This window comes from Paenibacillus sp. B1-35, from assembly GCF_050474385.1.
In the GTDB taxonomy this organism is placed as follows: Bacteria; Bacillota; Bacilli; order Paenibacillales; family Paenibacillaceae; genus Paenibacillus_B; species Paenibacillus_B alvei.
The window spans coordinates 662,339-677,494 of sequence record NZ_JBCHVJ010000001.1 but is presented as its reverse complement, the minus strand read 5'-3'; the positions used below and the strand labels follow the sequence as shown (position 1 = coordinate 677,494).

The following is a 15,156-nucleotide window of genomic DNA, read 5'->3' as shown; positions in this document are numbered from 1 at the left end:
ATCATTCTTACAGAATTGCAAAATGATTACTTACTCTTCAAGAATCTCGTAATTTCAGCATAAAGCTCCTCTTGAAACTGTATTCGATCAAAGCCAGGAGGATCTTGTGAAGGGGGAAATGATGGCGAAACCATCGAAGCTGGAAATGGGCTCAAAAAGGAAAAATGTCCGGCATTTTGCACGGTTCTATATTGAACCTTATCTCGGTCAGCAACTCCATTCATAATAATTTGCGCGTGAAAAGCAGGCGTGAACGGATCTTTTTCGGCATCAAGCATTAAGATCGGAATGTTGATCATGCGTAACGCTTCTTCGGATTGAAACCATACCGATGCTGGCGCAAGCAGTACAAGCGACTGAATACGGGGATCCGGCATAACCTCAATGCGCTGCGGTTGACCATCCGGTGACTCATGTGGAAATGAGGTTGGCTCGCCGCCTGCCGCTGCCAAAGCAGTGTATCCCCCGAGCGAATGACCGATAACCGAAACATCATTTGGTATAACTTTTTCTGCAAAGCTCTCATTTTCAAAAAACCAATCGATGGCCATCCGAATATGTCTTGGTCTGTTCGCAAGATTTTGCATCGTACCTTCCAAGCTATTATCATTTCTGTTATTGAAGGGGTGTTCCGGCAATCCTACGATAAAGCCATTACGCGCTAAATGCTGGGCTAACATGCGATATGCGAAAGGAGTGCTGCCAGTACCGTGAGAGATCAGCACTAACGGGAACGTTCCTTCCAAGACCTCCGCATCACTTGCTAGCTCGGTCGGATAAGGCCCTAATTGAATAGTTTGTTCTGCAGTGCCTGTAGGATACATGATCCACATTGGAAACGATATGCTCAGAGCATTATCGGATATTTCTACTTTACGGAGCCCAGCATATCCGGGCTGTTTGATTTCATCTGTATTCATAGGTGTTCCCCCTGAGATATTAAGGATATAGGCTCGATTGCCTCCATGGAGCTAACATACATATTCTATGCTGTAAATCATGATATCGTTTTTGAACTATTTTGCGAAATGGGATGTCATTCTATTTTAACATTCGAATTTGATCATTTATTTTTCCCCTGCTCAGTCCTCCGTGATAACATATAACAGATTCAATGTGAAACTCCAAGTACTTGTTCACCGATAATCGAGCTTCCTCGATATTGAGAGTGGTTGGCTCATGAATGCCTGTGAGTATTCCGTTTACACTATACATCGAATCGCCAGCAATTAATGTTTTACTTCTTTTTACATACAAGCTGATATGACCGGGAGTATGTCCAGGAGTGTGAACGATTTGAATTCCCCCGCAAAAGGGAAGTTCCTGACCGTCGATTACCGTGTTGTCTACCCTACCTTTGGGGGGATTTTTAATTTGTCCATCTTTGAGGAGAGGGAGTTCCCCTTGAATATAAGGCTGATCCAATTCGTGTGCGTATACTTGAACATGATCGCTGCACTCTCGCAAAATGTCAGGTAAACATCCAATATGATCAATATCCTGATGTGTCAAAATTACAACGTTAATCTGATCAAGTGAGACTCCTACTTTCTTCATAGCCGCTTTTAGATCTTCGATTTGTCCTGGAAACCCGGTATCTATTAATACCGCCATTTCCTGATCCCACAAAAGAGTTGGATGGATGGTATTCTCGTGAAAGTTCAGCTCAAGCATGTATAGGTCATTCGAAATTTCCACGTTTTTCAGCTCCTTATCAGCAAAGTGATGTAAGCATTCTTGCTAGTCGTCAGACCCGACAAGCTCAATTCCCAGTCGCATCTGCTCCGCAGCGCGGTGGTATACACGCCTTGCTACACTGCTCCCCTGTTCCGCAGCTATTGTTACTTGCGGGACGAACTGCCTGAACTGTTGATCGCGCTTCATCAATAATTCTTGATAGTTTAGAATAAACCTTCTTTTCATGACCCTAGTTTGCATATCGTTTTAATTGATAATTGTCGCGAGATGGAAATTAGATTATTACATTTCCATAATAAAGGAGAATAATCCAATAATAAGTGAAATAAGTTTATATTAGGAGGTGATTATATGAGCAAAATAACAAAAGTGATGGCAGTTGTTGTGTGTGCATCTGTATTCCTCGTTGCGGTGCCAAGCCCGTCCCAAGCAGCCTCGTGCGGCAAAAAAATTTTAGACTACACCGAAAGAAATTGCTTCAATGGAAAAACCATTATTAAAAGACACTACAGTCAAACCTGCTTGTATGATAATGGCAAAACGGATCGAAAAGAATGGGTGGAGACAGAATTCCTTGACTATTGCAGGGACCCGAACTAATACGGTTCGCTAACAATTTCTTACATCGTCATACATAAGCGGCTCTTATAATTCGTCCCCTACCATGGTGATGGTTCAGTGGAGGAATCGAAGAGCCGCTTTATCCTCTCTTTTTTCATACTCTCGCCACTTCTCCCCTGTTTGTGTGGTCTTCTCTGCATGGTTCAATCTCATTCCAACGAAATCGATGTTTAACGGTTACAAGCCCCTGCATATATATCCCGTAAAGCCCGAAAAAGCATACTGCAATGATTTCAACTAAATCCTGGTGACTCACTGTTTTGTTGATGGGGCTGTTGCACAAAAAACGCATCCGCTCCCAAAGGGATGAATGCGTTGAGATACAATCCTTAATTAACATATGCTAAGCCCAATTGGACCTTCCCCAATTATACTACATAATGACATCCCCCGGTGTCCGCTGGCAGTTTACCGTCATTTTTCCACACTGATACGATGCTGCCGCTTTACCATCCTTCTCCGCACGTACCAACTGTAACCGAGCGGAAGCAGGCTGGCAGCGCCGATCCAAGCGCCGAATCCAAAGATATTCAGATATGCGTCCAAAGGTTTGGCAGGATCGCCGTCGTCTATCAATCCCAGTCCCAGCGCGGCACCAAGCACCAAGCCAATGTTACGGGTCAATGCAATCATGCTTCCGAGCGCCCCTGCGTCTTCCTTCACTGCGTGGCTCATAATGAAACTGTTATTCGGCGAGGCGATCAGCCCCATCCCCGAACCGATCAAGGCCAGCGTACAAATAACTGCCCACAACGGCAATACGCCGAATACCCCGGAGAACAGCATGAACCCGCCTGCCATGGCGCATAGTCCAAGTCCCATTAAGCGGCGTGATCCTATCCGATCAGATAAGTGCCCTGCGACGGGACCGATTACAGCCAGGAGAAGCGGATACGCCAGCATAACATAGCCTGTATCCGCCGTGGATACCGAAGTGATACCCGAAATATAAAATGGCATGAGAACTAATGCAATATTGGCCATCAGGAAAGATGCGCAGCTAATGATGAGACCGCAGGCTACGGCTGGAATACGGAAAGCCGTGAGTGGCAGAAAAGGCTCTTTCTGTCGGGACTGCCACAACCAGCCCAAAGGCCAAAGAATTAGCAGGACTACGTACAGTAGAAGCATATTTGAAGATCCCCACCCTATGGCGCCTCCGTTCACAATGGCGTAGATTCCAATGCCGATGCTGCCCATGAACAAAATGGCTCCAACTATGTCCAATGAGCCTTTCCTCGTTTCTTTCTTCTGATCAGCAGGGATGAAGCGCAGCGCTAACCCGGTTGCCGCGACTGCCACAGGCACATGAATCAGGAACGCCCATTGCCAGCTCAACCAGGCCGCGGTAAAGCTGCCTGCAACCGGTCCCGCCATGCCCCCCAAAGCAACAGCGGTACTCACGAACCCTAGAGCCCGCCCTCGAATCGCGCCCGGCATATGAAACGTGATGATTGCCATATTCGTTGCTTGAAACATTGCCGCGCCAGTTGCTTGCACAATACGCATAAGGAGGAGCACAGTAAGATTCGGCGAGATCGCTACCAGAACAGAGCTAATTGTAAATAGGGCTATGCCGCAGTTATGGATGCGGCGATGCCCCCAGCGATCGCCTAACTTGCCCATTAAGGGAAGTAGCGACGTAATGGCGAGAAGATACCCCGTCGTCATCCAGTGCACTGTCCCAATATCGGACTGAAACACGGTGACGAATCGGGGGAGCGACACATTCACTACCCCGGCGGTAAAGTGAGACAAGAACGCGCTGAGGCAAATTGCTGTCATCATCCATGCCCGCTGGTTGTCAGCTGTTCCGGGGCTTTCAAGTGCGGAAACGCTCAACAAACTTCCCTCCCTTTCAGCGGAAGAGCGACTTGTCGGCTGTCGAACATGATAACCTGCCCCCGTTTTACGCAAATGGTACTCCCTACATGGCCGTTGCCGCTGATGACCAGTAACTCATCTTTTGCATGCATCTTTATCACCATATCCTGTAAAATTTGAATTAATAAACATTCTTGATTATACAGGGTCAAATTATTTTTACCATCCCATATTTCAGGGGTTGCAGCATGAGTTATTTATTAAACTGTATACAGTATGAAGTCCTTAACTTGTTTAGTGCCAACTCCGAACAGATAAGAAATATAATCCCTATATCGACTTTAGGTATTTCGTTATACAATGCACGCGATATTTGTTGTGTGCAAAAAATAAAAGCCCGGCGAATATCCACTCCTTAGTGCAAGTGTCTCCGGGCTTTCATATATTCTACCTAAAATCTGACAACTTCTCCATTTTGTTTTGGGCAATAAAAGGTGATGGACGAATAAGCGGCCTTATCGGCCATAATGAGCTGTAATAATGCTTCTTTGTTGCCTTTTTTGGCTTGTTTGACAAGATGGCTTACTCTCATGTTCACTCCCCTTTTCATAGATAAGAGATTGCAGGGGTCAGAAAAGTCCATTTTATATAAAAAAATATCGTCTGTCATAACGGATTACTGGCAGCGAACAACATAGCAGAACCAACAAAAAAACCTTGACTGGGGATAATCCAATCAAGGTTGATGTAGAAGAATTATTTCTGGCTATTTATTTCTATATAATTCCTATCAATAGAGCAGTGACGACGAGAACAATACTTATGCCCCATATCCAGAACAGTGAGTAGCGGATATGGCGGCCCATCTCCAGACCCGCTAATCCGAGCGCCAGCCACAAGGCCGGGGACAGCGGGCTCACGAATGTACCGACGATATTACCAATGACCATCGCGTACGCAGTGGACAACGAAGCGACGCCGAAGCCGGATGCAATCTGATCGACGACGGGAAGCAGGGCAAAGTAATACGCATCCGTGCTCAATATTAAATCGAACGGAACGCCCAGTAAGCCGACGATAATATGCAGATAAGGCGCAATGCTGCTCGGGAGTATCTTCACGGCGTCGTTGGCAATGGCCGTAAGCATGCCGGTTCCGTTCAGAATGCCCAAAAATAAGCCGGCCGCAAGAATGATTGAGGCCATCGTGAGCGCATTAGGCGCGTGGGCACGCAATCGTTCCATCTGCTCATTCACCTTGAAGAAGTTAAGCGGCAAGGCGATGCTTACCCCGATCATAAAAGCTAGGCCCGCCGGGATAATTCCAGCTACAAGTACGCCAATCACCGATAAGGCGAGACAGGCATTGACCCACAGAAGTCTGGGGCGAGCGAGACCTTTCACTTGTTCGGACTGGACTAAAATCGAAGCAGCCGCTCCTGCCGCCGTCGCCTCTAGCGTGGCCGCCTCCTCCCGTGATCCATATTTGCGGATGATTCTCCGCTTCTCCCGAATGCCGAGAAGTGTGGCCAATCCAAGCATGAGCACCATGCCGATAATCTGGACAGGGATGAGCGGCTGCCATAATTCGGTGACATCCGCTTTCAGTACGGTAGCCGTTCGGCCCAACGGACCCGCCCACGGAATCATGTTCATGACGCTTGCGCTCCCTCCGACCAAGAGGAGCAGCAGATACGGATTCATCTGCAAGCGTTTATACACGGGCAGCAGCGCAGGTATCGTAATTAAGAAAGTCGAGGCGCCCGAACCGTCTAAATGGGCAATCGCGGCCACCAAAACCGTTCCGACACATACCGTGATGACGCTTCCGCGTGAAAAAGCGACCATTTTATTGATTAATGGATCAAAGAGTCCGACATCCTGCATAATGCCGAAAAAGATGATCGCGAAAATAAACATGATCGCGACTTGGATAACCGAGCTGACGCCATTTCCAAAAAAAACGCCAATTTCCGAAAAACTATACCCTGCGAGTAATGCGCCAAGGATCGGCGGTATCACCATGGCAACAATCGGGGTCACTTTGCCGCTAATAAGCAAGGCGACGATAATTAAAATTGTAATTAGACCAATCAAGCTCAGACTCAATAGGATATCCCCTTTCCGTGATCGCGGCTTTGCTCACCATTCCGTATTCCGCAATGGATGAATGCGTTTACAATTCGCTATGAACGAAACACCCGCTTTGCTTACTATGAAATTTATCACGGATAAATCGGGCGATAAATATTGCAGCCATAAGAACGATAGAATTCATTTTATCGATTTTGTTCATAAGTTTCACAAAGGATGTATCTGCGTTCCGGTCTTCCCACCGTGCCATAGATAAGCATCGTCCGTACTCTCTTCAAGGATACTAAATATTCTAAATAACGCCGCGCCGTTGATCGGCTAATGCCAAGCTCGGCGCTTAATTCAACAGCCGTAATTCCCCCGATCACTTGCTGCGTGAAAACGCAGTAAATCTTTTCTAGTGTGATAGAATCAATCCCCTTCGGGAGAGCCGCATCCGCCCGGACGGAACTCAACACGCGATGCAAGCCGAACAAAGCGTCGATATCACTCTGCTTCATTTCTTTGGTGGAGCGCATCATGCTCCGATATTCCTTATATTCTGCCAAGGTAAGGCTGAAGCGCTCCTCGTCTACCGGCTTGACAATATAATCGAACACCCCGGCGCGAAGCGCTTCCTGAACCGCCTTGGCATCCTTCTCCGCCGAGACGATAATGATATCAGCATCATGACAGGACTGACGAAGCTCCCATAACAGATTCATCTTTTCCACGTCAGGAATATATATATCCAATAGAATCAGATCCGGAACCGCGTCACCGCTTTCTAAATAATCCAACGCTTCTTTACGGTTCTTGGCCATGTATGGAGCGGCAAAGCCGGTCGTTTTTTCGACATAATGCCGATGAATATCCGCTACTCGAAAGTCATCCTCGATGATCAACACTGAAAACAAGTCCTTCATAGCATCTCCTCTCGTCCTTCGGTATCATAATCATAAAACAAGCTCCTCCGAGCTCACCTTCCCCTGCCTCCAGCAATATCTCCCCGCCGACTGCATTGAGCATCAGCTTCGATAGTGCCAGACCCATTCCCCGATGGCTGCCCTGCTTCGTTGAAAATCCTTGCTGAAATATACGGGGGATATCCGCCTCGGCCACCCCTATTCCTGAATCTTCAATCTCAAAAATACAATCCTCTCCGATATCCGTAAAAAAGATGGCAACCTTACGTTGACGCTCTTCCTGTTGCCTTACCGCCTCCAATGCATTCTCAATGATATTGCCCAGGGCGGTTAACAGCGCATCTTGCTTCTCATCTGCAAATGAGCCTTCCAAACGGCTGTCGGGATGGATGACCATGGAGATATTCAGTTCATTCGCTTGATTGAATTTTCCTTGAAATAAGGCTTGAAGCAGAGGATCGGCTACTTTTTCCGCTAAGAATGTTAACCTGGCCTGCTGCATATTGCTTTCTTTTTTTATAAAATCAATCGCTTCCTGTAGTCGCCGGTTCTGCACCAGCCCCAGGATGATATGCAGCTTATTGGAGTACTCATGCGTCTGCGCCCGCTGCGCATTCGCATATTGCTTAATACGGGACAGCTCCTCTGTCACTGTCTCCAGTTCCGTTTTCTTGCGAAACGTGTAGACGCTCCCCGTGACGGCATCTTCCCTTACAATGGGGGTCTGATTGACGAGTACGATGTCTTCGCCCAGCACCATCTCTCGGTTCACCAAGCGGCTTCTCTCCTTGTACTGTGCGTCACTGTGTAAGGAAGGGACAATCTCATGAATGGATGCTCCTGCATAATTCAATAGTTTCTGCTCCGTGTCTGTGAAAAGAATATCCTTGGCCGCTTTATTCATTGCTGATATTGCGCCATCATTAGCCACCGCGATAATTCCTTCATGCGTGGACTGCAGTATCGCTTCCTTATGCAGATACAGATGGGAAATCTCCTCGGGCTCCATATTATGCAATAATTTTTTAATATGAGAAGCAATAAAGACCGCTCCCGCGATGCCAAACAGAACAATGAGACTCAAGGTGAGCCAGAGGGATTTGCTATTTTCCGCTACGATGCGGTGCACATTGTTAGTAAGAAAACCGACCGACACGAGCCCTACGATCTTCCCTTCATCGAAAATGGGAACCTTCCCTCGAATCGACAAACCTAGCGTCCCCTCCATTTTGGACACGTACGACTCGCCATGATGCAGGGCCCTGTCATTATCGCTTCCGACCATTTTCGCCCCGATAATGCTTTCATTGGGATGCGATTGCCGGATTTCCCGCGTATCTCCGACAACTATGAATTCCGCGCCAGATTCCCGCTGTATCGGCTTCACGATCGGTTGTATCACGACGGAAGGATTATTCAAGCGGAAAGCGCTTTGTATTTCGGGGATATTCGCGACGCTTTGCGCCAGACTCAATGCTCTTTTTCCCGTCTGATCTTCTACTATCTTCCCTATGAAGTGTTCCAAAAACACCCCGAAAATCGAACAGATTCCAATAATCAGTAGGCTGATGAGCAAAATCATCTTCAACCGTAAATTACATTTCAGATGTAACAACCGGATCATTCGCCAACTCCTAAAAATCGAAATGATTAGTTTTGAGTATCCTATCGTCAAATAATTCCATTATAGCATGATCCGTTTCTTAACGTTTTTGCTATAACAAGCAATGGTACGTTGTAGAGGAATATATGGTTTGGCAATGCTATATTGCGGCAGATGACCCCTGATTCTCATCTTGGAATTTCCTCCTGTGGTCATAAAGTGCTTCGAACGGAAATAATAGGTTTGATAAAAACAAAAAACCGCATTATCATGCGGTTTCGGATATGAAGCATGTTTATGAGTTGATAAGCATAAAAGAATACCCGTTTTGATCGAACCAATGCCTAAAATCCCATAAGTTCCTTTACATGTTCCGTATTTTTTTTAGATGTTAGTTTTTCGAGTAATAAAAATGCAACATCAAAAGCTGTGCCTGGATTTGAAGATGTAATAATATTTCCATCCTGAACAATGAAATCATTTTGCACAACTGCACCGAATTTCTGTAACTGCTCTTTTCGTTTACTCGTTGAATGATTGTATGTGGTAGCTTTTTTTCCTTTAAGAATTCCGCTTTTGCCAAGTGCTAATGATGCAACACAGATACTAGCAATCGGTTTCTGATTGGAATAAAAATGTTGAATTACACGTAAAAATGGCGTACTGAAGGCATCCTCGTAAAATCCAGCTTCTTCAAATCCTCCTGGAATAGCTAGTGCATCAAACTCATCCAGTTGAATTTCATTGACCGTTTTTTCAGGTATAACAGTAAAATTCCATGTACAGGTTAATTGATTCCGAAGACCAACTGTTACGACCTCAGTTGATCCATCTCCCTCCCATTTATTCCAACCTAGTACATCTGTAAACACACTAGCTTCTACTGCTTCAAATCCGTTAGCTAATAATAATAATATCTTTTTCATATCCCAAATTACCTCCTGATATCCTTATTTTATAAAAATATAGAAGGCTCATAAACAAGCTAGAAAAGGATATTTTATTGTTTGGCTTTAATTTATTAATTATTTTAGTTATTCTATATTATAAAAAAAGGTTGGATACGTTATGGATCAAATTGATAAAAACATCGTGAGAATATTACAGTCGAATGCGAAAATCTCCATGAAGGATCTAGCAGAGGCTGTTCACTTATCTTCTCCATCCGTCACTGAGCGAGTAAGAAAGTTAGAGGAGCAACAAATTATTGAGGGTTACCATGCACGTGTTTCTTTAAAAAAAATGAACCGTCCAATTTCTGCACTTATATTGTTTGAGTCAAAGGATTGTAAATCATTAGCAAACTTTTGCCGTAATCATCCAGATGTACTTGAGTGTCACAGGGTAGCAGGGGAAATTAGCTATATTGTCAAATTAGCAACCTATTCTGTAGAGAGTTTAGAACAATTTATTGATGATTCCATGCAATATGGTACGCCCTCAACAAATATCGTGTTATCTTCTTATGAACAAAAAGTAATCGCCCCTTTTCCTAGTAAAGAATAAAAATCCTAGTAATCAATTCATTATTAGTGATACTTTCCCCTGAAATATTCATATGTTATCAATCGACAGGTCAAAAGGAGGAATGCTCGGATGAATTGGGCGTCTGTATTCGAAGTGTGCTACCAGAAGCATCCCGGTTTAACGGAGCTAGAAGCGCAACATTTCATTAGCCATTGGAACAAACCTTTATCTGAGGAGGAGATTACGGAAATACGGGGAAGGCAGCGCAATCCCTTTCCTGTAACCGATCCTTTACATCAGCTATACCAGCCGTTCGATCCGGCAAAATGGTTCATTCCGAACAAGCGTCTCCCCGCCGCTTATCTTGATTTCCTTCGTTATTCCAATGGCGGTGAATTCGGGAATGGTACACGTCATTTTCAGTTTTTCAGCGCTGATGAGTTCAGGGCAATGATGCTAGCCTATGAATTTCCCGAGTATATGCCAGAGTCGATCCCCTTTGCCATGGATGGCTGCGGTATTCATTATGCTTGGGATATGCGCAGCAGCTCGGAAGAAAATGAATATCCCATTCTTGTGTCTCACTCGGGAAATTTAGGCTATGCGGACAGCGCGCAAGTTGCTTCAACGTTCTTAGATCTATGTATGGGAACGATCTCGGCAGAAGCCATACTGTACGGGGAATAGGGGTACATGCAGTTTGCGGGAAAACCATGGTGTCCATATGCGATGGGCCAACCGCTAGTCCACTGCCCTTCCCATCGATCCGTTCCGCATGGAAAATGTCTTGAATCCTATTTCAATATAACCTCTTCCTTCACAAACGCCTTTGGCTCATAGACAAGGTTGATTCATTGCAGGAAGAGGTTTTTTGCATATATCATAACGATGAATGTGCCTTAACTTTCATTTTAAGGATGTATTGGAAATACTCAATGATTGTCTAACTCGAATACAGGGAGCAATACGTATGTGCAAAGTTCCCTGCCAGCAGATCTTCCTTTCGAATAAAAAATTGCAGCTCGCCTGCATCCCACCAGCAAAATCCAACATCCTGATCTGAATCTAGTGCCAGCAGCAACAGCGTATCGCGGACTTCACGCTCCGCTTTGTCAGCATCCGCGTTCAAATGAGCCGTTATCTCCTTCAGGGCCGTCTTTACGGAATAGTTGTACGCTTTGCCGGTCAACAGTCGAAGCGCCGCTTCATATTCACAATCGCCATGCTGGGTTGCGGGATAACCGAACATAAGGGCGAGATCGTTGGAGCTCTCTTCATTCAATTCGAAGCAAAGTTCTTCGTATTGCTCGAAATCATGCTCATCATCCTCTACTTGCTCGTAATCCACATAGCCGAAATTGGGAGGCTCAATCGTGGATCTGGCAGTTACCTTGTAACCGGTAAACTTCTCCTCAAGCGTAGTTACCTCTGGCGAAGGACGCCGCTTGGCATCCTGCATCTTCTCCTCCGGTAGATAGAATACCTTGTGTTCAATATGATAGGCAGGTTCATCTACGCCAACGAAAAAGGAAAGCATGCCGCTCACCGGAAGTAAGGATGTCTCATCAACAGCCGCCAAATCACTTAGACGCAGTTGAGCCAGGAACGTCATGGCGGTTCCGCTAGAATCAAGCGGCCACTCTACGTCAGTTGGCAGATCCGGATCGCCCCCAATGCGGGAAGAGCACATCTCCTTGTCATTCTCTGGCCCCTTTTTGGACAGACGAATCCCTTGGCGCACAGAATGCTGTAAATAATCCAACGCGTGTTCGAAGTGATGTTCCCGAACAATTCGTTCCAGCTTCTTCTTGTTGTTCTCGCTTAACATGATCTACACCTTCCTTATATATCGGGGATATCTACTAATTCGGAATCCAAAATTGCCATACATAAATTCAATTGTAACATATAGAAAGGGAGAGGAATTCTTTGCATGCAAGATTAATGAACTCTCATACGATGAACTGAGCATGCTCCCCATTCACTCCCCCTGATCGTGCTCTTATAAATGTACACAACTATGTATTGATGTTACTATTTAGAAAGGTAGAAGATACCATGATTTATACTTGTTCGCATATAAGGCGTTCAACAATTGGAGTCAATACTCCGATATCGTTACTTGTGAAACTTCTAATCGTCAGATAGGGTGATGTTTGTTAATCCAAACAGTTGGAGGGTGAAATGACGTTTTTACTGTTGATGGCGGGGGCCGCTGTAAATACGATTCAATGTGTGTTTATAGGGGGCGTTGTTTTTGTAGGCTTTGTTTTTTACCTAGTTGGGTTGGCTCCAACCAATTCCTCGCAAAAAAGGTTCTCGCATGACAAAATTAAGTTTACACTAACGGTCTCTTTTACCTTGTCCATTTTAATTTTGTACGCGATTATTACCTATTGGAACGTACGAACCGCAGGAGCCTTAGCTTTCGACCGACCAGATTCGACCGGTGCTTATCTGGCGCAAGCCAAGCAAATGGTTCTTTGGGGCACGGTACAGGGTGCTTACGCGCCCATTGCTTTTATATGGCTACTGCCTCGGGTCATTGGAGAAGTGAAATTAGATAAAAAGCGTATATGGATCATATCAGCGGGTGCTCTATTGGCGATCGCGGGCGGTGGTACCGCATGGCTGACGGTATAAAGTGACGTACAATTTATAGAATTCATGGAGGCAGCGATGAACCAAGTACATATCGATCAATTGAATCAATGGCATGAAGATGATGAACACCAGCGAATTGTGGATGCACTGTTAGCCATACCCGAGAACGAACGGGATTACGACATAATAAGTAGACTGGCCCGAGCTTATAATAACTTGGAACTCTATGAAGAAGCGCTCCATCATTTTGAAAGCATCGCTGAAGCGGGACAGAACGATCCGCTGTGGCACTATCGGGTAGGTTTTGCTCTTTATTATGTAAAGCGCTATAAGGAAGCAGTTCAGGCATTGCGTACCGCTAATCAATTACATCCTGGTGATCAAGATGTCGAATACTTAATGCGGTTAAGTGTGCAAAAAGCGGAAAAACAGCAAAAACAAGAACGCCGTATTGCAGCGAAGAAAGAAGCAGCCTTGAAAGAGAATGGATCAGCAGGATTATCAGTAGATGCGCCATTTTCAGATATGTCGCTTGACGATTTTTGGGACGACAGCGAGTATGCAAGAGAGGCATATCTATCCGAGCCGCCTACAGATGAGCTGATCGCTTCAATCGAGGAAGAATTGGGATATAAGCTCCCGTCCTCCTATATCGCACTGATGAAGCACCGCAATGGCGGAGTTCCAAAGAACACCTGCTTTCCGACCGAGGATGCTACTTCTTGGGCGGAGGATCATATCGCAATCTCAGGAATTCTGGGAATCGGCCGAGAGAAGAACTATTCGCTTTGCGGGGAATTTGGAAGTCCGTTTATGATTAAGGACTGGGGATATCCTGACATTGGCGTTGTGATCTGTGACTGTCCTTCGGCAGGCCATGACGTGGTCATGCTGGACTACCGAGCCTGCGGTAGAGATGGCGAACCGGAAGTGATTCATGTCGATCAGGAGGGTGATTATGAAATTACGTTCCTAGCCGATAATTTCGAAGCGTTTATTAAAGGTTTGGTGAGCGAAGAGGACTATGATACCTCTGAGGAGGATAAGCTAGCAGACCTTTACAGGGTAACTCACGGCAAATTTTCTCCGTTGCTGGAGGAGTTATGCGCTAACGTAATCGAAGTGGATCAGATTGAGCAGAAAATCCGCCGGTTCTGTACACAGATTGTCGAAGCGAAAGGCCATTTTTCCTTTCATGCAGATGAAGGCTCGTATTTGATGTATGATGTGCAGTTTTGGTTATATACAAAGTCATATCCAGAGACCGGCCGTGAGCAGTACCTGGGTATCTATGAGAAAATGATCGCCTTCGGCGGCGAGTTCGGTCAAGGCGGCTATGCCCCATCCTTTATTTCAGACTGGTTGGATCGCCGCATTCATGAAGGACGGATCGTACAGGTGAATGGCCACCTTCGGTTTACAGAGCAGTATGCGGAGGAGTTGGTTCGACAACTGCAAGAGGCCTAACAAGACCGAGCAAGCATCATGCAACCAATATCAGAAGAGCCCACGTTCGGACGAGGGCTCTTCTTCTTTTTAGTAATGGGAGATTCGCTATACAGCAGGGACAAGAATATTTCCTTCTGTCAGAAGAAAATAAAGACTATTTCAATTCAAAAGCATAGTCAAAAAACGATTTAAAATTGGGATACAAAAATTTCATTGACGCTTTCAGTTGATCGCGCCCGGTCTTTTCTTCATCAAAATCAAATAATATTTCATGGTCAATCTCATAGATTGCATAGTGCTCCTCATCCGGGCCAGTAAGATCCATGCATAATATGTGACCATACTCGGAGTCCCAGGCGAATGGAAGGTAACCACACTTGCACAGGATTGGATTATACATATCTTGAATGTTGCGTAACGGCTTATCGATCGGTTGTTCTGGTACGATGCCGAAATAGTGATGATAGGTTGAAATGAATGCTTGATACCATTCCGGAAAGTCCAGCCCGAATTCTTTTTCCAGCGCACAAATGTCGCCATCAGTTACGGTAGAAGGAACTAATCTCCATATCGACCACTCCTCATTAGAGTCGGTAGCCTTCATTTCACCCGGAACGTCTGGTACCATCCATCTACAAAATCCATCCTCTGTTACTTGGTCATATCGGCGATAATAAGCTTCAAATCCTTTTTTGATATAGTCCCGTTTATCCAATACATCGCCTCCTCTCAATTATAGTAATCGCATGTAATTATTTATTATCCAGTTTATATCCATGAATTCCTTTATTCGGATGTTGAGTCTAAAACTAATTTTCAAATATCAAATGATTTAGAAGGCCGAGCCTCCTTATATGATAAAGGGTTCTGGTCTAATCCGTTATTTCCACTG

16 protein-coding genes are annotated in these 15,156 nt (G+C 45.2%); 5 read left to right on the top strand and 11 right to left on the bottom strand.

Translation table 11 applies throughout. The features are described from left to right. Positions 1-26: 26 nt before the first annotated feature. The 3 genes from ACQ5BJ_RS02990 to ACQ5BJ_RS02980 form a co-directional block, all read right to left on the bottom strand. Positions 27-920 (bottom strand): alpha/beta hydrolase family protein, encoded by an 894-nt coding sequence (locus ACQ5BJ_RS02990; protein ID WP_430108433.1) that lies wholly within the window; start codon positions 918-920, stop codon positions 27-29. Positions 921-1,041: 121 nt separating this feature from the next. Next, entirely contained in the window at positions 1,042-1,674 is a 633-nt protein-coding gene (locus tag ACQ5BJ_RS02985) for an MBL fold metallo-hydrolase (protein WP_430109419.1), read from the bottom strand. A 66-nt stretch (positions 1,675-1,740) separates the two neighbouring features. Beyond that, positions 1,741-1,923, bottom strand: coding sequence for a hypothetical protein (locus ACQ5BJ_RS02980; RefSeq protein WP_430108430.1), 183 nt, complete (start codon positions 1,921-1,923; stop codon positions 1,741-1,743). 126 nt (positions 1,924-2,049) lie between these two features. On the opposite strand from ACQ5BJ_RS02980, the gene ACQ5BJ_RS02975 reads away from it, so the two are divergent. Next, positions 2,050-2,298, top strand: a complete 249-nt coding sequence (locus ACQ5BJ_RS02975) for a hypothetical protein (RefSeq protein WP_289355659.1) — start codon at positions 2,050-2,052, stop codon at positions 2,296-2,298. A gap of 435 nt (positions 2,299-2,733) precedes the next feature. Here ACQ5BJ_RS02975 and ACQ5BJ_RS02970 read toward each other — a convergent pair whose 3' ends face one another. The 6 genes from ACQ5BJ_RS02970 to ACQ5BJ_RS02945 all read right to left on the bottom strand — a co-directional run bounded on the left by ACQ5BJ_RS02970 (position 2,734) and on the right by ACQ5BJ_RS02945 (position 9,670). Beyond that, a complete protein-coding gene (locus ACQ5BJ_RS02970; protein ID WP_430108427.1) occupies positions 2,734-4,161 on the bottom strand; it encodes an MFS transporter in 1,428 nt (475 codons plus the stop codon). A 433-nt stretch (positions 4,162-4,594) separates the two neighbouring features. Then, positions 4,595-4,735: a hypothetical protein gene (locus tag ACQ5BJ_RS02965; RefSeq protein WP_412070999.1), complete on the bottom strand. Its 141-nt coding sequence runs from the start codon at positions 4,733-4,735 to the stop codon at positions 4,595-4,597. A gap of 184 nt (positions 4,736-4,919) precedes the next feature. Beyond that, on the bottom strand, positions 4,920-6,251 hold the full coding sequence (locus tag ACQ5BJ_RS02960) for a CitMHS family transporter (RefSeq protein WP_268620212.1): 1,332 nt from the start codon (positions 6,249-6,251) through the stop codon (positions 4,920-4,922). Between the two features lie 170 nt (positions 6,252-6,421). Then, positions 6,422-7,141, bottom strand: coding sequence for a response regulator (locus ACQ5BJ_RS02955; protein ID WP_367668292.1), 720 nt, complete (start codon positions 7,139-7,141; stop codon positions 6,422-6,424). After that, complete coding sequence (locus ACQ5BJ_RS02950) at positions 7,104-8,765, bottom strand: ATP-binding protein (protein ID WP_430108423.1); 1,662 nt, start codon at positions 8,763-8,765, stop codon at positions 7,104-7,106. The genes ACQ5BJ_RS02955 and ACQ5BJ_RS02950 overlap by 38 nt, the downstream gene beginning before the upstream one ends. Positions 8,766-9,088: 323 nt before the next feature. After that, the gene (locus ACQ5BJ_RS02945; RefSeq protein WP_005550754.1) at positions 9,089-9,670 is read right to left on the bottom strand and encodes a DJ-1/PfpI family protein; all 582 of its coding nucleotides are present in this window, start codon (positions 9,668-9,670) and stop codon (positions 9,089-9,091) included. Between the two features lie 142 nt (positions 9,671-9,812). Between ACQ5BJ_RS02945 and ACQ5BJ_RS02940 the strand changes: the two genes are divergently transcribed. Both ACQ5BJ_RS02940 and ACQ5BJ_RS02935 read left to right on the top strand, forming a co-directional pair. Continuing rightward, on the top strand, positions 9,813-10,250 hold the full coding sequence (locus tag ACQ5BJ_RS02940; protein ID WP_268599918.1) for an Lrp/AsnC family transcriptional regulator: 438 nt from the start codon (positions 9,813-9,815) through the stop codon (positions 10,248-10,250). Positions 10,251-10,340: 90 nt separating this feature from the next. After that, positions 10,341-10,898, top strand: a complete 558-nt coding sequence (locus ACQ5BJ_RS02935; RefSeq protein ID WP_430108418.1) for an SMI1/KNR4 family protein — start codon at positions 10,341-10,343, stop codon at positions 10,896-10,898. Between the two features lie 256 nt (positions 10,899-11,154). Here the strand turns inward: ACQ5BJ_RS02935 and ACQ5BJ_RS02930 are convergent, their stop codons facing one another. Continuing rightward, positions 11,155-12,039 carry a YwqG family protein gene (locus tag ACQ5BJ_RS02930; RefSeq protein WP_430108415.1) on the bottom strand — a complete coding sequence of 295 codons (885 nt, stop codon included), beginning with the start codon at positions 12,037-12,039 and terminating at the stop codon, positions 11,155-11,157. 356 nt (positions 12,040-12,395) lie between these two features. Here ACQ5BJ_RS02930 and ACQ5BJ_RS02925 point away from each other — a divergent pair, with 356 nt between their 5' ends. Further along, a complete protein-coding gene (locus tag ACQ5BJ_RS02925; RefSeq protein ID WP_430108413.1) occupies positions 12,396-12,854 on the top strand; it encodes a hypothetical protein in 459 nt (152 codons plus the stop codon). A gap of 36 nt (positions 12,855-12,890) precedes the next feature. Next, the gene (locus ACQ5BJ_RS02920; protein ID WP_430108411.1) at positions 12,891-14,282 is read left to right on the top strand and encodes an SMI1/KNR4 family protein; all 1,392 of its coding nucleotides are present in this window, start codon (positions 12,891-12,893) and stop codon (positions 14,280-14,282) included. Positions 14,283-14,418: 136 nt separating this feature from the next. On the opposite strand, the gene ACQ5BJ_RS02915 is transcribed toward ACQ5BJ_RS02920, so the two are convergent. Next, positions 14,419-14,979: an SMI1/KNR4 family protein gene (locus tag ACQ5BJ_RS02915; RefSeq protein WP_430108407.1), complete on the bottom strand. Its 561-nt coding sequence runs from the start codon at positions 14,977-14,979 to the stop codon at positions 14,419-14,421. Between the last annotated feature and the right edge of the window lie 177 nt (positions 14,980-15,156).